The sequence below is a fragment of the Larkinella punicea genome (assembly GCF_003334855.1).
Taxonomy (GTDB): domain Bacteria; phylum Bacteroidota; class Bacteroidia; order Cytophagales; family Spirosomataceae; genus Larkinella; species Larkinella punicea.
Genome location: NZ_QOWE01000031.1, coordinates 13014 through 33152 on the forward strand (window position 1 = coordinate 13014; position 20139 = coordinate 33152).

Sequence of the window (20139 nt, forward strand, 5' to 3'; positions counted from 1 at the left end):
ACCTCGCTACACCTGCCAGGTTTTCAAAACCGGGCAGGTGTTCTCCTCCAATTGCCCGGTAACGACATTCTACAACACCTGTAAGATCTGGTCCATCAATCATGAATCAGAAAAAGAGGACGCTGAAGAATATCGGATTGCAACTGGGTCTCGTTAGGCACCCAGTGATCGTCCCGGCTTCGCAGGTTCTGGGCAATGGTAATCATCTCATTCCCCACTTTACCCTGCTCTTGCAAGGTCAACCGATCAAATTTCTGCTGCCGGACGGGCTCCCAGTAAAAAAGCTCGGTTTTATCGTCGTAAATGCCGAGGGGAATCTTCTTTTTCTTCGTGAAAAGTTTCCGCAGTTCGGTGTCGGCTTCAGCGTGGGTTTCACAAAGAATGTGGTGGTACTGTTTTTTAAATAGATATAGAACTGAAAATCGTTTCATGCTGATGAAAGTTGGTGAGAAGTGGTTCGGCTGATGATCGAACCCAAAACCAATTGGGGATCATCTATCGCTTCCGGGTACTGGCTTCGTATGCTTTTGGGATGTAGGTCAGCCGGTTGTGTCCCGGAAATGCTGACAGGAGGCTCAATTTTGGATAAATAGAATATGGCAGCCTCAATGCCGGTGTAGTATGTATTGTAAATGTATTAACTAATTCACAGACTAACAAGCAGTTCTTGAAAAGATTATAGTAAAAATATATAAAATTTCAACCAGCAAAATGTAACTATTCTACTATATTTTTTATCCAGATAATGATTCAGAATCAATTGATTGCAACAGCAGAACTTCCGTCTGATGACTCCGAATTCCGTTTTGGAAACAGGTTCATCAGACGGAAGTGGTAGCGTTAGCGTCCGATAATTTTGACGAGGGTGCCCCGCGCCACCTTATCGTCGGGACGCAGGCTGTTGAGAACGCCCAGTTCTTCGACGCGATTGGCCGGCATTCCCAGCGTCCCCATCACTTCGCGAAACGAGCCTTCGCGGGAAACCGTCCGGATCTGCACCCGTTCGGGCTTGCGGTTGATCTTTTCCTGATCGGTCAAAGCCCGGAAGTTTTCGGCCACCGGACGAAAAGAACGATACGCACTTTCAAAATTACCGGCCGCCGACAGGCCATGCAGGGCATAAACGGCGTTGTTGTATTGAATCAGCCAGGTGCCGATTTGCAGGGCGGTTTTCGGATCCTGCTGTTGCTGAGGCTGCCCCTGTTGCTGCTGCGGTTGTTGCTGCGAAATCAGCACGTAAGCGGGGTTGCCATTGATGGTAGTGCGGTTGCTTTCGAGCACTTTCAGACCCAGCTCTTTCACCAGCGTCTGGGAGGCTTCTTCCAGCGAATTCCCTTTGGCCAGCATCAGAATCATGGCCGATTTTCCGTCTTTGGGGGCCATCTGGAATTGGGCCGGCGAATTCTGGTGCTGCCAGCCTTTTGGAACCGGAAACTGAAACCGCAACTCCGGATGGTAAAACATATCGTTCTCGACAAAACCCTGTTTGGGATCTTCCCCGTAGAGAATACCGTCGATCATCCGCAAATACCGTTCCCGCTCCACCTGATAGGTCGCTTTGTTCTGGGTCTGATAAGCCGTTGCCATTTCCTTCACTTTCCGGTTGCGGTCCGCCGGATCGGGGTGCGTCGACATAAAATCGGGCACCTGCTGCCCCGAATTGTCGGAAATGCGCTTGATGGTACTGAAAAAATTAGCCATCTGGTTGGCATCATATCCGATTTTGCTCGAATATTCCACGCCAATTTTGTCCGATTCCGACTCGTGGTCGCGGCTGTATTTCATCAAAAACAGGCCCAATCCCTGTTGCAGTGCTTCGAGGTTCTGGCCCAGTTGCGGCACCAGAATGGCCCCGCCAATCATGCCAATGGTGCCCAACATCTGAGTGGCTTGCTGACGGGCCGAATGACGGGCCGTGATGTGTCCGATTTCGTGCCCCAACACCCCGGCAAACTCCGCTTCATTGTTGAAGTGAGCCATGATGCCCCGCGTGAAGTATACATATCCGCCCGGTACGGCAAAGGCGTTGACGACCGGCGAATCGACGATGTAGAATTGATAGGGCAAGTCGGGCCGGTGCGAAATTTTGGCCATCTCCTTCCCTTTCAGGTTGATGAAATCGGTCAATTTTTTATCGTCATAAAGCCCCATCGTGGAAACCACCGAGGGGTGCGATTCCTTGCCAATGGCAATTTCCTGTTCGGTCGACATCAAGGATAATTCCCGTTTTCCGGTAACCGGATTTCGGGAGCAGGCAGAAAATACAAACAGGGTACTGAAGAGTACGAGGGTGGAAAATGTTTTGTTCATACCGATGGAGATGGTTTCTTTTCTTATTTTTGAGTTTTTTGCACCTAAACCTGGGGTTGATCACCCTGAAGCAGAGGTTATTTCAACATGAACTATCAACGCCCCCCCTTTTGTTTTGGGATCGAGCCAATCTATTTTAAAAGGTAAATTTTCCGCATAAATAACATATTAACATAAATTTTGCGGGAACGACGTATACACATGGCCACTTTGGCCTGCATCGTTCGCCTTAAAACACCTGAATCATGAAACTCCTGTTCGCTAGTTTGATTTTGTACCTTTTTTGTGTCGACGGTTTTGCACAGTCGAAGTCTGATAAAAAAACGGCGCAGCAGCCTGTTTCGGGCGGTTATACGATCACCGGCACATTAAAAAATGCCGCCAACCGAAAAATCATTCTGACCGAAAACTCCTTTTACAAATCCAGGCAACAGTCCGATACCACCACGGCGAATGCCAAAGGGCAATTCTCTTTCAAGGGCAAACTGGATGAGGCCACGTTTTTCAGTCTCAGTGTTGCGGGCAAAACCAGCCCTCAATACTTTTTTCTGGAAAACTCCCCCATCACCATCACCGGAAATGCCGATTCGCTCTGGGCCGTCAACATAAGCGGCTCGAAGGAAGAAAATATCCGGCAGAAAATCCAGCAAATGATGATGGACACCGCCATTGGCAACCGCTACAAACGCGCCGAACTCAAATACACCAATGCCCGGGCGGTCAACGATGTCAATGCGATGAAAGCCGCCATCAAGGATCGCGAGCAGGCCGTTGCGCAGGAACTGGTGCGGGTTAAAAATATCATTTCAACCTATTCGTCGTCCGCCGTCGGGGTGAATGTCCTCAGTGTACTGATGAGTTTGGGGGATCTGGCCGGAGCCGATAGCCTGTTGACGATCATGGAATCGAAGGAAATTGGAAAAACCGCCCAGGCGAAATATTTCCGGCAGCAGATCGACGTCATGAGCCGGCTGAACATTGGTAAGGTGGCCCCGGAATTTGCGCAAACCGATACGCTGGGCCAGGTGATCAAACTCTCTTCTTTCAAAGGCAAATACGTTCTGGTCGACTTCTGGGCAAGCTGGTGCGGCCCGTGCCGGGAAGAGAACCCCAATCTGGTGGCCACCTACCAGGCGTTTAAGGATAAAAACTTCACAATTTTTTCCGTCTCCCTCGACAACAACCGCCAGAACTGGCTGAATGCCATTCGGAAAGACAACTTAACCTGGTCGCACGTAAGTGATTTGAAAGGCTGGAAGAATGAAGTGGCGCAGCAGTACGGCATCAACAGCGTTCCTGCTAACCTTCTGGTGGACCCCACCGGCAAAATCGTAGCCCGGAATTTACGCGGTGAAGATTTGAATAAGAAAATCAAGGAGTTGATACAGTGACGGGGTTCCGAAAACCGTACAAATCACCGCTTCACCGGCAGATAGACGTGGAACGTCGTGCCTTTGTCCAGTTCGCTTTCGGCCCGGATGATGCCGCCGTGATTCTCCACAATTTTGCGGCACAGGGCCAGACCGATACCGGTGCCACTGTAGGACTTGCGGTGATTTAGCCGCTGAAAAATCGTAAAAACCCGTTCGGAATATTCCTGCTCAAAGCCGATTCCGTTATCCGTAAACTGAATGTGGACGTAGTCAAAACCCGGATTTAACCCGCTTAGCTGGGCCGCGTCGGTCGACCGGAGAGCCTGCGAAGCAATGACGATGCGGGGATCCTTCACGGAGAATTTGAGGGAATTGCCCATCAAATTCGAAAAAAGCTGGTTCAACTGCATCGGTATTCCTTCAATCACCGGTAGCCAGTCGCGTTGAATCGTAGCCCGTTTCTGCTGAATCAGCAACTCAAAATCGGTTTCGACATTCTCCAGAATCTGATTGAGGTCGGTTTCGACAAAGGGGTCGGCGGTGGTCGACAAGCGGGAATAATTGAGGACGGATTTGATCAGTTCGGCCATGCGCTTCGCCGACGTACTGATTTTAGTCAGGTACTGACCCGCAGCACCTTCATCGTTCAGATTAGCCTGGAGCAGTTCCGAAAACGATTGAATTTTGCGCAGCGGCTCCTGCAAATCGTGGCTGGCAATGTAGGCAAACTGTTCCAGTTCGTGGTTGGTTTTGATCAACTCCTGGTTACTCCGGTTCAGTTCCTCTGTTCGCTGCTGCACCATTTGCTCCAGTTTGTCCGCCATTTTTTTCTGGTCGTCGATGTCGGTACTGGTGCCAATCCACCACTGAATCCGGCCCTCCTCATCCCGCATGGGCACGGCGCGACTGAGTTGCCAGCGGTATTCCCCGTCGTATCGCTGAAACCGGTGCTGAAAGTCAAAATCTTCCCCGGTTTCCATCGATTTCATCCACCGATCCAGGTTGGCCTGGCGGTCGTCCGGATGAACAATACGAACCCAGCCATGATTGGCTACTTCCGCGCTGGTCAGGCCGGAATAGTCATAAACCGCCTGATTGAAATAGTTCAGCGTTCCGGACGAATCGGAAGCCCAGACAAACTGCGGCATGAAATCCGCCAGCAAGCGAAACCGTTCTTTGCTTTCTTCCAGGGCCTTCTGCACCGCTAGTTCAGGACGCAAATCCCGCATAACCGCCCCGATCGCCAGGGGCAAGCCCGTGTTCCGGTCATCGACCCGCAGGCAGTTGTTATACAGCGGAATGGTCTCCCCGGTTTTCACATTCCGGGCGGCAAACCGACCCGACCAGCGGCCCGTTCCCATGACTGACGGGATAATTTCGGCGGCCACGAATTCAAATTGCTCCGGTGTGTGCAAATCCGAAATCGGAATCAGCGAAACATCCTGATCGCAGTCGATGCCCAGCAGTTCTTTCCCGGCTTTGTTAATGTATGAATTGGTGCCATCCAGTTCCAGAATCGACATCAGATCGACGCTGTTTTCAACCAGTGTCATCAATTTATGCTGTTCTTCCCGGCCCCGAACCTCCCCGGTAATGTCCTGCAAGGTTCCGTTAAACCGATAGGCTTTTCCCGACTCATCAAAAAACGCCTTGCCTTTCGCCTTGACAAACCGCTCCCGTTTGTCAAGCCGGTTCACGATGGTATATTCGAGGTCATACTGTCCCGGCGAACCCGGTTTCAGAGCCGCCTGAATGGCTTCGGCGACCCGATCCCGATCTTTGTCAGCGATGACATCCAGAGCCATCGACAAATCGATTTCGGCACCAGGAGCCAGTCCAAACCACGATTTTAGCCGGTCATTTCCGGTAAAGCGGTTTGTGGACGGGTTCAGGTCCCAGGTTGCTAATTCAGCCGCATCGATCGCAAACTGCAATTGCGCTTTGCTTTCTTCCGCTTTTTTTAGGGTCAGAATTTTCTCCGTCGTTTCCGTACAGGTGACAAAAACCCCGCCCACGGCACCCGACTCCACATTGACCGGGCTGTAGCTAAAAGTCCAGTACACCTCCTCGACCCTGCCGTTCCGGTGGATGGGAAGCAGTTGGTCTTCGCTCCAGATGGCTTCACCACCGCCCATCACCTGATCGATCATCGGCTTGACCGACGCCCAGATTTCCGGCCAGATTTCGGCACCCCGCTGTCCCAGAGCCATAGGGTGTTTGCCATTGACGCCCAGGCTGGGTCGGAAGGCATCGTTATAAAAACCGATCAGTTCAGGGCCCCAAAACAAAAACATGGGAAATCTGGAATTCAGGATGATGCTCAGCGTCGTCCGCAGGCTTTGCGGCCAGTTTTCGATACGACCCAATGGGGTTTCCGACCAGTTGAACGAATGGATCAACCGGCCCATTTCGCCCCCACGGGCGAGAAATTGGAAGGGAACAGGCAAGGTTTTGGGTTCCATGAAAAGCTCTTTCAAGCCATCGGCTGATTGAACAACAGTTTAGCCAAGCGAGTGGTCAGGGTTGAAATGAGGGGCGGTTTGGTCAAAAAGTCGGTTGCTCCCAGGGCTTTGGTTTCGTGAATATCTTTGGGTTCCGACGACGTAGAATAAATGATGATGGGAATGTGTTCGATGCGGGCAATTTTCTTTAACTCCATCAAACACTGCTTTCCGTGCATCCGCGGCATGTTCAAATCCAGAAAAATGAACTGGGGCATGAACGCATCTTCCTCGCGGAGTTTTTGGATGGCTTCCCCACAATCGTCAGCCACCACACACGTCAGCGTTGGATCCACTTTTTTCAAAGCCAGCGTAAACAATTCCTGATCGTCTTCGTCATCGTCGATCAGAAAGCAAGTGACGGGTGAGTTCATTCCATAAACCGATTGAGTAATCTTGCGAAGATATTAAACTTATTGATGAAAAGTGCAAAGGCCTTCATTTACCAAAAACTTTCTAACTTACCGCCCAAAATGATCCGACAACTCAAATTTCAGTTCCTAAAAGTCACGAAATCCTTCACTCACTAACCTCCAATTCAACAATGTACCTTCGTTCCCAAGAATGGTTTGGCCGCACCGGCAAAGATGGTTTTATCTACCGGGCCTGGATGAAAAACCAGGGATTTCCACACCATTTGTTTGAAAGTAAGCCCGTTATCGGCATCTGCAATACGTTTTCGGAATTAACACCCTGCAATGCCCACTTCCGCGACCTGGCCGAAGCCGTTAAGCGGGGCGTGTGGGAAGCAGGCGGTTTTCCGCTCGAATTCCCCGTCATGTCGCTCGGCGAGTGCCAGATGAAACCGACCACCATGCTGTTCCGCAACCTCGCCAGCATGGACGTTGAAGAGTCGATTCGCGGCAACTCGATGGACGCCGTGGTGCTGCTGTGTGGTTGTGACAAAACCACGCCCTCGCTGGTGATGGGCGCTTGCAGCGTCGACATTCCCACCCTCGTGGTGTCCGGCGGACCGATGCTGGCGGGTAAATACAAAGGCCGCAACATTGGCACGTCCGACCTCTGGCGGTTTGCCGAAGCCAACAAAAAGGGCGAAATGTCTCAGGAAGAATTCGTGGCCGCCGAAGCCTGTATGGCGCGGAGCCAGGGCCACTGCGCCGTGATGGGAACGGCCTCCACCATGGCCGCGATGGTCGAGTCGCTGGGGCTGGCGTTGCCCGACAATGCCACGATTCCGGCGGCTGATTCGCGCCGGAAAGTGCTGGCCCACATGGCCGGGATGCGGGCCGTCGAGCTGGTGAAACAAAACGTTCGTCCGTCCGATATTCTCACCCGCCAGGCCTTCGAAAACGCGATCATGGTCAATGCCGCTTTGGGTGGATCAACCAATTTCATCATTCACCTGACGGCCATTGCCGGGCGGATGGGCGTGCCGCTGTCGATCGATGATTTTGACAAACTATCGGCCCAAATCCCGTTGCTGGCCAATTTGCAGCCTTCGGGTGAGCATTTTGTGGAGGATTTGTTTTACGCCGGTGGCCTGCCCGCCATCATCAAGGAGTTGCGGCAGTTTTTACACAACGACGCCATGACGATCAATGGCCGGACGCTGGGCGAGAACAGCCTGGCGGCCGAATGTTACAACCGGGATGTGATTGCGTCGGTGGCCGAACCGTTCAAACCGGAATCGGGCGTGGCCATTCTGAAAGGCAATCTGTGTCCGAACGGGGCGGTTTTGAAACCCTCGGCGGCTTCTCCCGAACTGATGCAACACACGGGCCGGGCGGTGGTTTTCGAGAATATCGACGACTACAAAAAGCGCATCGACGACCCGGAACTGGACGTCGATCCGTCGTGCGTGCTGGTGTTGAAAAACGTCGGACCGAAAGGCTATCCCGGCATGCCCGAAGTGGGCAACATGCAGCTCCCGGCCAAAATTCTGGCACTGGGCGTTCACGACATGGTGCGGATTTCGGATGGTCGGATGAGCGGCACCGGTTTTGGAACGGTGGTTCTGCACGTTTCGCCGGAAGCGGCCATCGGCGGCAATCTGGCACTGGTTCAGGATGGCGATCTCATTACGCTCGACGTTGAAAACCGCCTGCTGAATCTCCACGTCGATAACGAAGAACTGGCCCGGCGGCTGACCCATTTTAAACCCATCGACCTTGGCTACGAACGCGGCTACACCCGGATGTACATCCACCACGTTCTGCAAGCCCACGAGGGCGCTGACTTCGATTTCCTGCAAGGCGGTTCCGGCCCGGTGGTGAAGCGGGACTCGCACTAAGTGAGTTTAGACGGGTTGTTTCGCGGAGTTGAGCGGAGAAAAAGGGAGTTACGCGGAGAGATTATAAAAAAACTCTGCTTAACTCCTTTTTTCTCCGCTCAACTCTGCGAAATAACTTCTTTTCAAACTCCCTCCGCCACTTTCTTCATTTTCTCCAGCCCGGTTTTTGCCACCAGCAGCGCGTCCTGCGCGTAGTAGGTCTTGTTGAACAGTTCGAGTGACAACACGATCGTTTTGCCGGGTGTTTTCAATAGTTTCAGCGTATCACGAACCGGCCCGATGCCATCGCCCGGATACACACGGTCGGCATCCACGATGGTTTCGCGGGGCGGATTCGCGGGGTAATCGTTCAAATGGAAAACCTCGATGCCGGGTTTGCCCACCAACGGCAGGCTGGCAGGGCTCGAACCGCCTTTATACAAGTGGTAAATGTCCAGCAACACCCGCGCCGACGGGTGTCCGCTCTCAACGGCGATAAACATCACCTCACTCAGTTTATTCAGGTTTTTGGAACCGCCCCACAGTTCCAGTTGCGGAACCACGCCGGTTTTATCCCCCAACTCCAGAATCGTGCGATAGCGTTCGGCGGCTTTCCGCAGATCCAGACCGGGCTGCTGGGTCGCTCCCATCGGCGGTGCTGCGGTGCGTTTGCAGCCAATCTGGGCCAGCAATTCCATTTCCTGCTTCAGTTGTTCCACGCCTTTAGTCCGGGTGGTTTCATCGTCCACAATCCACTGCGCAAACCCGATGGCGTTTTCAACTTTGATTCCCAGATCACCCAGGAGTTTGCGGACATCGGCGACGGTATGGGTTTTCAGGTATTCCTGAAAGGAGTTCATCCAGATTTCGACCGAGCGAAAACCGGCTTTCGAAGCCACTTCCAGTTCTTTCACAAAACCGAGGTTTTGCCCCCGGATGGTGCTCATATTCAGGGCAAACGTAAACGGCGGAGGGTCTTTTACCACTTCGGGTGAGGAATGGGCTAACAACGTTGAGGGCGACATAACGGCTCCACCAGTCGTGGCGGCTAAGGCAGCAAGGGTCTGACGACGGTTCATGAAAGGTTTGGGAATAAGAACGTTTTGGAGCGAAAAATACGGAATTCCTGAGATTATTAACGCCCATCTCCTATCTTTCTTCCCGGATCACTACACACGCCGGTATGGAATGGATACTTAGTTTTTGCCTCGGGATTGCGCTAAGTGCCTGTTGCGGTTTTCGGATATTTGTCCCCATGCTCGTCGCCAGCCTGGCCGTCAAGGTGGGCTGGATTGCCGTAACGCCCGGTTTTGAATGGCTGGGCACCTGGACTGCTTTCTTTTTACTGGCGACAGCCACCCTGATCGAAATTGGGGCGTACTACATTCCGTGGCTCGACAATGCGCTGGATACGGTGGCCACGCCGGTTGCGTTCGTGGCCGGAGCCATCCTAACCACTTCATTCGTCGCTATCGACGAGCCGGTTTTGAAATGGGGATTAGGTATCATTGCGGGCGGTGGAACGGCGGGTCTCATTCAGGCCGGCACCAGCCTGCTGCGAATCGGCTCAACGGCGACGACCGGCGGTTTGGGCAATCCGGTGGTTGCCAGTGTCGAGAACGTCGCTTCCTTTGGGCTTTCGCTGATGGCGGTTTTTCTGCCGCTGCTGGCTGCTTTTGTGGTTTTGGCCATTTTCGTATTCATCACCCGGCTCATGGTCACCCGGAAAAGGCAACCCCGCCAGCCTGTTTGAATTCCACAGGTTCAACGCCAGGCATTCCGCAGAAACCGCAGCCAGTTTTTGTAAAAGATGTTTTCAATATCATCCTGAGCATACCCCCGCGCAGCCAGTAATCCGGTCAATTTCTGCAAATCGGCGATGGTATCCAGGTCGGTGGGCGACTGTTCGGTGCCATACGTTCCATCCAGATCACTGCCGATGGCGATGTGCTGGCTGCTGCCCGTAAGCTGGCAAATGTGGTCGTAATGCTCGATGATGGTTTCGATGGTGATGCCAAAATCGGCCGGATTGCTGGTTCGCTGCGTAAAACCGGGTTTCATCATCCAGGCATCGAAGCACCCGCCAATCACCCCACCGCGTTCGGCCAACTGAAGAATCTGGTCGTCGGACAACTGGCGCTGATGTGGTACGAGCGTGCGGCAATTGTGGTGACTGGCCCAAACCGGGCCTTTGTAAAGGGAAAGAGCTTCCGAGAAACCTTCGTCGGTCAGGTGTGTAGCATCCAGAATGATCCCCAGCCGATCCATTTCCAACACCAGTTCCCGGCCCAGGGGCGTCAGCGGACCGCTCAAACCGGTGCCGGGGGCATAGCGGCCGGTGCTGTAATGTGCTGGTCCCAAGGCTCTCAGTCCATACGCATAGGCTTTTTCCAGGTACGACAAGTTCACCAGCGAATCGGCCCCTTCCAGACTCAGAATGTAGCCCACCGTTTTTTTTTCGTTGGGAATCGATGCATCGAGCCAGAGCGCGACGTGCTGATCGAGTCCGGCGAGGTCGCGAATCTGAATCATCTCACCCGCGTCCTGCATGGCTTCATACCACGCCCGCTGCGCCTGGGTCATGGCCCAGGCCTGGTGGGGCGAATTCCAGCCCGCGCCAGGCAGATTGCCGTTGCTCTGATTAAACCGGGCGATTTGCGTTGCGACCACGAGGCCAATGTCACCCCGGCGAAGATCGGGCAACGAAACCGTGCCTCTGGCCCGGTCAATTTTATCGGTCATTCCCGCTTCCACGTCCCGGATTTCGTGGGCCGACAGCCGGTAATCGCGGTTCCATTCAATGGCATTCAGGGAAATATCCAGGTGGGCATCAATCAAAAACATGGCAGGCAATTTTCAGTAAAAAGGGCTGAAACGGTATTTCAGCCCCAAGGTAAGTTTATTTTTCGCGGCTCCAAACTTCGCTAACCTTTCCGCCGGTCGAGCTTTGCCCCCGGTGATACCAGTCGTTTCCCTTCAGTTCGGCCTCAAACGGCAGGGAGCGGCCCACGCGGTTGTTGTCGCGGGAGAAAAATTCCAGTTTTTCGGTGTATTTACCGTTTACAGCGGTGTAGGTGCCACCACCTGTTCCCATAAACTGTTTGGTTTCCGGATTGATGGCGGCCCACTGAAACCGGTTTCCGGTCAGGAGTTTCAGGGTTTTCCGGGCGGTGCGCGGGCGGGTTTTCACCTGTCCGTTGTCGTCGATGTTGCCCGTTATGCGCCATAAACCGGCCATCGGGGTTTGAGCCGCTGGGGTGTCGGTGCGTTCGTAGGTATCGGTTCCGTCGTCGGTTTTCACAACCAGCCGGTTGTCTTTGAATGAATCGATGGTCAGCGTTTGCGTGGTTCCAACCATCATGCTGTCTTCAGTATTGAATTCGTAGGTGATTTTCAGTTGCTTGCCATCGGTTTGATACGTTCCACCCTGCGCCCCCAGAAAGCGGCCGTTTTCGTGAAAGGCCCCCATCATATAGCCCTCCGAAAGCACAAAGTCGACCGTGGCACCACCACTATCGGTCAGGCGCCAGGAACCGGCCAGCGAAGGAACGGATTGGCGGGAAGCTGTGGCCATCCACAACACCAGCAAAAGGGAAAATACGGTTTTGATTTTCATGATTTGAAATGGTTAGGGCTGATTGACGCTTTCGGATAGGAACGCGGATGGAGCGGATTAAACGGATCAAAACGGATTTTAATTGGTGCAAATCCGTTCAATCCGCTCAATCCGCGTTCCTATCCAAAGCGTTAATTTCAGGAAAACCGTCGATTATGACAAGAGAATTTTCAAGGCCTGAGGCAGTTATTGATAAACAGCCGTTTTTTCCTCATAAATTACCATAGAATCGTAACATATCACTTCTTCCACGGTTACCTACGTACAAAACCTAAAAACCCCTCATCATGAAAACTCAGGAAAAAGCGGTTTCCATCAATCGGGCGGAAAATCGCTTTGAACTCGAAAATTATGGACAGCTCTCTTTTATCGCCTACACCCCGAAAGACGAAAAAACGCTGGTATTGACGCATACGGAAGTGCCCTTCAAACAGGAAGGCGCTGGTTTAGGATCTCAGTTGGTGGAAGGCACGCTGGAATACATCGAGAAATATAACTTAGAAATAATCCCATCCTGCTCATTTGTAGCCGCTTATCTAAAAAACCATCCGGAATACAACCGGTTGATCAGTCAGGAATACCGGAAAAAAGTATAAATGTCATTCCGGGCCTTTTGTTTCATGGCTTTTGAGGGTTATGTTCCGCTTCGCGCAATTGCCGGGTGGTTTTGCGGGAACCGTCGTGACTCCAGCCCGGTGGACCGAACACATACCGAATGGCCCGTCGAAAAGAACCGGATTTGGCCACATCCCGGCTGATGTCTACCCATTCGTGAAACGCAATCCGGATGGGGTTGTGGGTCTCAATATTTTTGGTCAGCCCGTAGGTGGGGCGTTCTTCTTCCTGTTGAAACGTGCCGAAAAGCCGGTCCCAGATGATCAGCACCCCGGCGTGGTTTTTATCCAGGTATTTCAGATCCGAACCGTGGTGAACGCGGTGATGCGAAGGCGTATTGAAAACCGCTTCGAAGAAAGCCGGAAACCGGTTGATGTATTCGGTATGAATCCAGAATTGGTATAACAAGCTGATTGACTGCATGGTTAGCACCGCGGCCGGATGAAACCCGAGCAACGGTAGCCAGATCCAGAAAACAAACGCCCCACTCAGATTGCCCGTCCACGTTTGCCGGAGCGCCGTTCCCAAATTGTATTTCTGCGACGAGTGATGCACCACGTGGGAGGCCCAGAAATACCGGCTGCTGTGGCTAATCCGGTGAAACCAGTAGTAACTGAAATCATCGGCAAAAAATAGCGCGACCCAAGCCCACCACCGGGTCATATCGATGGTAAAGAGCCGGTATTCATACACCAGCGCATAGGCCCCATACACAATAACCTTGCCCAGCAGTCCGATGATGACATTGCCAATGCCCATCGACAGACTGCTCAGTGTATCCCGGGTTTCATAATAGTCTTTCTGCTGAACCGCCGTAACCACGACTTCCGTAAGCAGCAGAAGGACAAACCCCGGAATGGCGTAATGAATCAGATCATCCATGCCTGTTGCTTAAAACTAAAAAAGACGGATTCGGCTCTCCTCTAATCATTTCTGCAAATCCGGTGCCGGATTCGTAACAAACGAAACCGCCCCCCACCCGTCCGACCGCCCGCATATCGCGTTTTTGTGCCGTTTAAACCGTTTTTTTTCAAAAAATGTAACTTTTAAAAATTTCTACGTCTCAACGTAAACCCTTCGAAAAAGGGCGTCATCTTACAACCAGACACAAGAAATGAAAAAAGTAGTAATGAGTTTGCTGGTTTCCGCCTTGAGCGTAGCCGGCGTTTATGCCCAGAAAAATACGGTATTGGTGTATGGGTCGATCAAAGCCGAATCGCAAAAGACCAGCGAGAGTAACAAGGTCAATACCTTCGGTTTTTCACCTGCGGTTGGTTACCAGTTTACCGACAACTGGACGGCCGGCTTGTCGCTTTCGACCGAAAGCTGGAAAACCACCACGAACGCCGTCGAGTCGAAAACCTCGGCCTTTGCCGTTGGCCCCTTTATCCGGTATGCCGTTCCCCTTTCGGACATTTTCGCCCTCTATGGCCAGTTTAACGCCGATATTCTCTCAGGTAAAACCGGTGGCATATCGGCAAATGGATTTCGTGGCACTTTCTTCCCGGCAATTGGTGTTAATATGAAAAACGGGTTTGCTTTAAACTTTAGCTTCGGCGGTTTGAGCTACGCATCCCTCAAACCCAAGGGCGCTTCTGAAAGCACGACGAATTTTAAATTTGATTTTGGCAGTGGGGCGTCGTTCGGAATTTCGAAAAACTTTGGTTTATGACGATATAAGTGAGAGTAGAGTAGTATTTGTTGTTACTGTTTTAGAAAGCCGTCTCCTTTTTAGGGGACGGCTTTTTTGTTTTCTTTGTAAGTTGTGTACAACCGAAATTTTCCCTGTCAGGCTATGCCGATCGATTTACGAAGTGATACCGTTACCAAACCCAGCCCGGCGATGCTGGAAGCCATGTTCACCGCCGAAGTGGGCGACGATGTGCTGGGCGACGACCCGACGGTGCTGGCCCTGGAAGAGAAAGCCGCCCGGTTGTTCGGGATGGAAGCCGCCCTTTTCTGCACCTCCGGCACGATGACCAACCAATTGGCGATTCGTACCCACACCCGCCCGGGCGACGATGTGATTTGCGACCAGCTATCGCACGTTCACCTCTACGAAGGCGGGGGCATCGCCGTCAATGCGCTGGCGTCGCTTAGTCTGGCGCAGGGCGAACGCGGTAAACTGACGCCCGAACTGGTTCGCGACCACATCCAGCCCGACGACCTGCACAAGCCCATTACGCGACTGGTCTGTCTGGAAAATACCGTCAACAAAGGCGGGGGCTGTTATTACACCATTCCCGAAATTGCCGCCATCCGGCAGGTGTGCGACGAACACGGGTTGAAACTGCACCTGGACGGCGCGCGCCTGTTCAATGCGCTGGTCGAAACCGGGGAAAGCCCGGAAGCCTATGGGCAGCTATTCGATTCGATCAGCATTTGCCTGTCCAAAGGGCTGGGGTGCCCAGTGGGGTCGTTGTTGCTAGGGAAAGCGGATGTGGTCAAACAGGCCCGTCGCTACCGGAAACTGATGGGTGGTGGCTGGCGGCAGGCCGGTTATCTGGCCGCTGCGGGTATCTACGCCCTCGACCACCACATCAACCGCCTGAAACTCGACCACGCCCGCGCCCGAAAAATCGGTCAGATGCTGCTGCCGTTGCCCGAAGTGGAAGAAATTTATCCCATCGACACCAACATTGTCATTTTTCGACTGAACCAGAACATCTTAGCCGCCGATTACGTTGCAGAATTAGGCCGCAAAGGAATTTTAGCCGTTACCTTCGGGAAACACCTGGTCCGCTTCGTCACGCATCTGGACTTTACGGACGAGCACCTTTCGAGTTTAGAACAGAAAATAAAAGAAGGAGTTGTTTCGCAGAGTTGAGCGGAGTCAAGGGAGTTAAGCGTAGAATAGAGATTGAAAAAAACTCCGCTTAACTCCCTTGACTCCGCTCAACTCTGCGAAATAATTCCCAATATCAGACATGCATATTCAAACCAGAACACTACAAAAATCCGATTACGCCGACCTGAAGGAGTCGATGATCGAAGTCTACAGCGGCATCGGCGGGGATTATTGGGAAAAGAACCTCATCGATAAACTGCTAAAAATTTTCCCGGAGGGCCAGTTCTGCGTGGAGGTCGACGGCAAAGTCGTGGCCTGTTCGCTGGCAATCCGGGTGAAGTACAGCGATTTTGGCGACAACCACACGTACGAGGAAATAACCGGTAATTACAGTTTCGACACACACAATCCGAAAGGCAACTGGCTGTATGGCATCGAGTTATTCGTCCACCCTGAATACCGGGATTTGCGGCTGGGTCGGCGGCTCTACGATGCCCGCAAGGAACTTTGTGAGTCGCTGAACCTGAAAGGCATCATGGCGGGCGGGCGGATTCCGAACTACGTGCGCTATGCCGGCGAAATGTCGCCCCGCGAATTTATTGCCAAAGTAAAGCAGAAGGAAATCTACGATCCCACGCTGACGTTCCAGCTTTCCAATGATTTTCACGTCAAGAAAGTGCTGCGCGGATATTTGCCCGGCGACAGTGAATCACTGGAATACGCTACTTTGCTGGAGTGGAACAACATCTATTACGTCGACGAAAAGAAGAAAAAACCGCATACCAACGCCATCATCCGATTGGGCGTTGTGCAGTGGCAGATGCGGCTTTTCTCCAACATGCAGGCCTTGCTCGATCAGGTCGAATTTTTCGCCGATTCGGTCAGCGACTACAAAGCCGACTTTCTGGTTCTCCCGGAATTTTTCAATACGCCCCTGATGGCCGATTTCAATGACCTGCCCGCACCGGTTGCCATTCGCAAACTGGCCGAGGTAACGAATGAAGTGCGTCAGCGGTTGTCGGAACTGGCCATTTCCTACAATGTCAACATCGTTGGTGGCAGTATGCCGTTGATCGACGAGGGGAAACTTTATAATGTAGCTTACTTATACCGGCGCGACGGTTCGTATGAAGAATACCGGAAAATTCACATTACGCCCAATGAAGTCCGGCATTATGGCATGGTGGGTGGCAGCGAAATCCGGACGTTCGACACCGACTGCGGCAAGATCGGTTTGCTGATCTGCTACGACGTCGAGTTCCCGGAACTGAGCCGGATTCTGGCCGATCAGGGTATGCAGATTCTGTTTGTACCTTTCCTGACCGACACCCAGAATGGCTACAACCGGGTGCGGCATTGTGCGATGGCGCGGGCCATTGAAAACGAATGTTACGTGGCCATTTCGGGCTGTGTCGGCAACCTGCCCCGGGTAGCCAACATGGACATCCATTACGCCCAGTCGGCGGTGTTCACGCCTTCCGATTTTCAGTTTCCCAACAACGCCATCAAAGCCGAGTCGACACCCAACACCGAAATGGTGCTGATCACCGACGTCGATCTGTCGCTGCTGACCGAGTTACACGAACAAGGCTCGGTTCAGATTCTGAAAGACCGCCGAACCGATTTGTATGACATTACCGTAAAACGCTCGGCCCGGACGAAGCCGGAAAAGAAAAAAGAACTTTCGAACGAAGAAGACCTGCGGGTTCTGCCTCCGGTGATTGTGGTTGACTAACTGCTCAACTACACCGTGCTGATGCCGCCGTTCCAGTTGAAAACGGCGGCATTTTTATGGCAAACTTTTTTATCGTTGCTACAGAATTGATTGAACCTAACCCATGAACGTAAATACAAAACGAGTCCTGAATCTCCTCACGGTTCTTTTACTGGCGTCGGTCGTGTGCTTCGGAGAGGTGCGTCTACCCAAACTCATCAGCGATGGCATGGTGCTCCAACGCGACGCCCCCCTGAAGATTTGGGGATGGGCAAAACCGGGCGAAAAAATTTCCGTCCGTTTTAAAAACCGCAACTACAAAACCGTCACCGACGCCACCGGTCAATGGCAGATCAGGCTACCCGCCACGCCGGCGGGCGGGCCCTTCACGATGGATATTGTGGGAAGTTCCCGGCTGACTCTCAAGGATATTCTGGTGGGCGACGTCTGGTTTTGCAGCGGGCAAAGCAACATGGTGCATCAACTTAACATCCATGACGTCACGTACGCAAAAGAAATTGAACAGGCCAACGACTCCCAAATCCGGCAGTTCTGGGTACCCACGCTGACGAACCTGCAAAAGCCCCAAAGTGATCTTCCGGCCGGACAATGGAAAGCCGCCGTGGGCGAAGACGTCAGGGCCTTTTCGGCAGTGGCCTATTTTTTCGCTAAAAAACTGTACGCAACCTATAAAATCCCCATTGGCATCATCAACGCCAGTGTTGGCGGGACGCCCATCGAAGCCTGGACAAGCGAAGAAGGATTGGCCAATTTCCCGGCGATGAAAACCACCATCGCGAAGAACAAAGACACCACCTATTTCAATCACCTGAACCGGAAACCGCCTGCACTGGCAATACAACCCGAGGATGTTGGACTAACCGCCACCCCAAAATGGTCTGACGTTTCGTATACGCCAAAGGGCTGGCGCCCGATCAACATTCCCGGTTATTGGGAAGATCAGGGGCTGAAAGACTTGAATGGCGTCGTCTGGTATCGCAAGGAAATCGACGTACCGGCTTCAATGACCGACCAGCCCGCCAAAGTCTTTCTGGGTCGGATCGTGGATGCCGACGAACTGTTTATCAATGGAAAACCGGTCGGAAAAACGACGTATCAATACCCCCAGCGCCGGTATAAACTACCTGCCGGTGTCCTGAAAGCCGGGAAGAATGTGCTCGTCATCCGGGTCACCAACACGGCGGGGAAAGGCGGTTTTGTTCCCGACAAACCTTACTGTCTTTTTGCCGGAACCGACACCCTCGATCTGAAAGGCACCTGGCAGTATAAAGTGGGTGCGGCCTATCGGCCCCCAGTTGGCGTTTCCGGGGGTGGAATCAGTGCGCAAAATCAACCCACCGCCTTGTATAATGCGATGGTGGCTCCGGAAATCAACTACGCCATCAAAGGTTTTTGCTGGTATCAGGGGGAAAGCAATGCCGGTCGTCCTGAGGAATACGCTACGCTGCTACCGGCCTTGATTTCGGACTGGCGACGGCACTGGAACCAGGGGACACTGCCCTTTCTGTATGTTCAGTTACCCGGTTTTATGGACTACAATTACCAGCCCTCTGAAAGCCATTGGGCGGTTTTGCGGGAAGCACAGCTCAACGCCCTGAAGGTGCCTAATACGGGTATGGCCGTGGCGATTGATCTGGGCGAATGGAACGACATTCACCCCGACAATAAAAAAGACGTGGGCGAACGGCTGGCTCTGGCTGCCTTGAAAACCGCTTACCACGAAAACCTGATTTCTTCCGGCCCGATCTACCAATCATCGGCAATTGAGGGGAATACCATCGTGGTCAGCTTCTCTGATGCCGGTGGAGGATTGGTCACGCAGGACGGGGAAGCACCCGGTGACTTTGCCATTGCGGGCAGCGATAAAAAATTTGTATGGGCAAAGGCCCGTATCCAAAATGGCCAGGTGGTGGTCTGGAGTGATGAGGTGCCGGAGCCCCGGTATGTGCGCTATGCCTGGGCCGATAACCCCGTAAATCCCAATCTGTATAACCGGGAAGGATTACCGGCGTCCCCTTTTCGGACCGACCGGTAAAAGCAAATGAATGACCGGAAAACGGAGCGGCTGATGACCTGAATTGGATCAGCCGGTGATTGTTATGGCGGAACGATGTGTTTGGCAAACCGTAAAAATGAGATGAATTCCCTACTTTCGCCTTTACTTCGAAACCGCCGGCTTTTCAACAACCCATGTTAGACCAATATAAACAGCAACATCCGTACTTAGTGGCTCTGGATTCCATCATCTTCGGTTTTGACGGGGAAAGCCTGAAAGTGTTACTCGTCAAACGCGGCATGGAAGAGCGTACCTGGTCGCTGATGGGTGGATGGCTGCAACCCGTTGAAAGCCTGGAACAGGCAGCCGCCCGCATCTTGTTTGACCTGACCGGCCTGACCAACGTATACCTGGAACAGTTGCATGCTTTTGGTGACCCGCACCGCGACCCCATTGTCCGAACGGTTTCGGTGGCGTATTTCTCGCTGGTAAAAGTGGCAGATTATGAATCGAAAATCACGGAGACGTATCAGGCCCGCTGGTTTTCGATCTATAATTTGCCGCCTTTATTATTCGACCACGGCGACATGGTCGACCTGGCCATCAAACGGTTACGCTACAAAGCGGCACAGCATCCCATTGGTTTCGAACTTCTACCTGAGAAGTTTACGATTCCCCAACTTAAAAAGTTGTACGATGCCGTCTACAACACCGAATTTGATAAGCGAAACTTCAGCCGGAAAATCCTCTCGACGAACCTCCTCATCAAACTGGACGAAAAGCAGAAAGGGTTTTCCCGGAAGGGTGCCTATTACTACCAGGTAGATCAAACCAAATACCAGCAGGCCACCGACTCCTTTTTAAATTTTATACCCACCTAGCTCAAATTTCCAGCCAGCGATATCATCTCCCGGAGCGCAACGACTTGCTACTTTACGGCCAGTTACAAGGAGGAGTTTAAGAAAAAAATAGTAG

At 52.5% G+C, this 20139-nt stretch carries 17 protein-coding genes; 9 read left to right on the forward strand and 8 right to left on the reverse strand.

The features are described 5' to 3' along the window. Nucleotides 1–95: 95 nt before the first annotated feature. Nucleotides 96–431 (reverse strand): hypothetical protein, encoded by a 336-nt coding sequence (locus DUE52_RS28310; RefSeq protein WP_114409465.1) that lies wholly within the window; start codon nt 429–431, stop codon nt 96–98. A 409-nt stretch (nt 432–840) separates the two neighbouring features. Next, nucleotides 841–2310: a M48 family metalloprotease gene (locus DUE52_RS28315; RefSeq protein ID WP_114409466.1), complete on the reverse strand. Its 1470-nt coding sequence runs from the start codon at nt 2308–2310 to the stop codon at nt 841–843. 245 nt (nt 2311–2555) lie between these two features. Here DUE52_RS28315 and DUE52_RS28320 point away from each other — a divergent pair, with 245 nt between their 5' ends. Continuing rightward, on the forward strand, nt 2556–3701 hold the full coding sequence (locus DUE52_RS28320; protein ID WP_114409467.1) for a TlpA disulfide reductase family protein: 1146 nt from the start codon (nt 2556–2558) through the stop codon (nt 3699–3701). 23 nt (nt 3702–3724) lie between these two features. On the opposite strand, the gene DUE52_RS28325 is transcribed toward DUE52_RS28320, so the two are convergent. Next, the gene (locus DUE52_RS28325; protein ID WP_133299969.1) at nt 3725–6145 is read right to left on the reverse strand and encodes a PAS domain-containing protein; all 2421 of its coding nucleotides are present in this window, start codon (nt 6143–6145) and stop codon (nt 3725–3727) included. Nucleotides 6146–6156: 11 nt separating this feature from the next. After that, the gene (locus tag DUE52_RS28330; RefSeq protein WP_114409469.1) at nt 6157–6558 is read right to left on the reverse strand and encodes a response regulator; all 402 of its coding nucleotides are present in this window, start codon (nt 6556–6558) and stop codon (nt 6157–6159) included. Between the two features lie 170 nt (nt 6559–6728). Here DUE52_RS28330 and DUE52_RS28335 point away from each other — a divergent pair, with 170 nt between their 5' ends. Then, the gene (locus DUE52_RS28335; RefSeq protein ID WP_114409470.1) at nt 6729–8435 is read left to right on the forward strand and encodes an IlvD/Edd family dehydratase; all 1707 of its coding nucleotides are present in this window, start codon (nt 6729–6731) and stop codon (nt 8433–8435) included. Nucleotides 8436–8557: 122 nt separating this feature from the next. Here the strand turns inward: DUE52_RS28335 and DUE52_RS28340 are convergent, their stop codons facing one another. Next, nucleotides 8558–9493, reverse strand: a complete 936-nt coding sequence (locus DUE52_RS28340; RefSeq protein WP_114409471.1) for a sugar phosphate isomerase/epimerase family protein — start codon at nt 9491–9493, stop codon at nt 8558–8560. 104 nt (nt 9494–9597) lie between these two features. On the opposite strand from DUE52_RS28340, the gene DUE52_RS28345 reads away from it, so the two are divergent. Next, nucleotides 9598–10167, forward strand: coding sequence for a DUF4126 domain-containing protein (locus DUE52_RS28345; RefSeq protein ID WP_114409472.1), 570 nt, complete (start codon nt 9598–9600; stop codon nt 10165–10167). 11 nt (nt 10168–10178) lie between these two features. Here the strand turns inward: DUE52_RS28345 and DUE52_RS28350 are convergent, their stop codons facing one another. Further along, the gene (locus tag DUE52_RS28350; protein ID WP_114409473.1) at nt 10179–11258 is read right to left on the reverse strand and encodes a dipeptidase; all 1080 of its coding nucleotides are present in this window, start codon (nt 11256–11258) and stop codon (nt 10179–10181) included. A 55-nt stretch (nt 11259–11313) separates the two neighbouring features. Beyond that, entirely contained in the window at nt 11314–12030 is a 717-nt protein-coding gene (locus DUE52_RS28355) for a membrane or secreted protein (RefSeq protein ID WP_114409474.1), read from the reverse strand. A gap of 287 nt (nt 12031–12317) precedes the next feature. Between DUE52_RS28355 and DUE52_RS28360 the strand changes: the two genes are divergently transcribed. Next, nucleotides 12318–12626 (forward strand): GNAT family N-acetyltransferase, encoded by a 309-nt coding sequence (locus tag DUE52_RS28360; RefSeq protein ID WP_114409475.1) that lies wholly within the window; start codon nt 12318–12320, stop codon nt 12624–12626. Nucleotides 12627–12648: 22 nt separating this feature from the next. Here the strand turns inward: DUE52_RS28360 and DUE52_RS28365 are convergent, their stop codons facing one another. Continuing rightward, nucleotides 12649–13527: a sterol desaturase family protein gene (locus DUE52_RS28365; protein WP_114409476.1), complete on the reverse strand. Its 879-nt coding sequence runs from the start codon at nt 13525–13527 to the stop codon at nt 12649–12651. A gap of 232 nt (nt 13528–13759) precedes the next feature. Between DUE52_RS28365 and DUE52_RS28370 the strand changes: the two genes are divergently transcribed. The 5 genes from DUE52_RS28370 to DUE52_RS28390 all read left to right on the forward strand — a co-directional run bounded on the left by DUE52_RS28370 (nt 13760) and on the right by DUE52_RS28390 (nt 20045). Further along, nucleotides 13760–14317 (forward strand): outer membrane beta-barrel protein, encoded by a 558-nt coding sequence (locus DUE52_RS28370; protein ID WP_114409477.1) that lies wholly within the window; start codon nt 13760–13762, stop codon nt 14315–14317. A gap of 123 nt (nt 14318–14440) precedes the next feature. Continuing rightward, nucleotides 14441–15472, forward strand: coding sequence for a threonine aldolase family protein (locus DUE52_RS28375; protein WP_114409478.1), 1032 nt, complete (start codon nt 14441–14443; stop codon nt 15470–15472). A 100-nt stretch (nt 15473–15572) separates the two neighbouring features. Then, complete coding sequence (locus tag DUE52_RS28380) at nt 15573–17168, forward strand: bifunctional GNAT family N-acetyltransferase/carbon-nitrogen hydrolase family protein (RefSeq protein ID WP_114409479.1); 1596 nt, start codon at nt 15573–15575, stop codon at nt 17166–17168. Nucleotides 17169–17271: 103 nt separating this feature from the next. Beyond that, nucleotides 17272–19203, forward strand: coding sequence for a sialate O-acetylesterase (locus DUE52_RS28385; RefSeq protein WP_114409480.1), 1932 nt, complete (start codon nt 17272–17274; stop codon nt 19201–19203). Between the two features lie 155 nt (nt 19204–19358). Continuing rightward, nucleotides 19359–20045, forward strand: a complete 687-nt coding sequence (locus tag DUE52_RS28390) for an NUDIX hydrolase (RefSeq protein ID WP_114409481.1) — start codon at nt 19359–19361, stop codon at nt 20043–20045. The last annotated feature ends 94 nt before the right edge of the window (nt 20046–20139 follow it).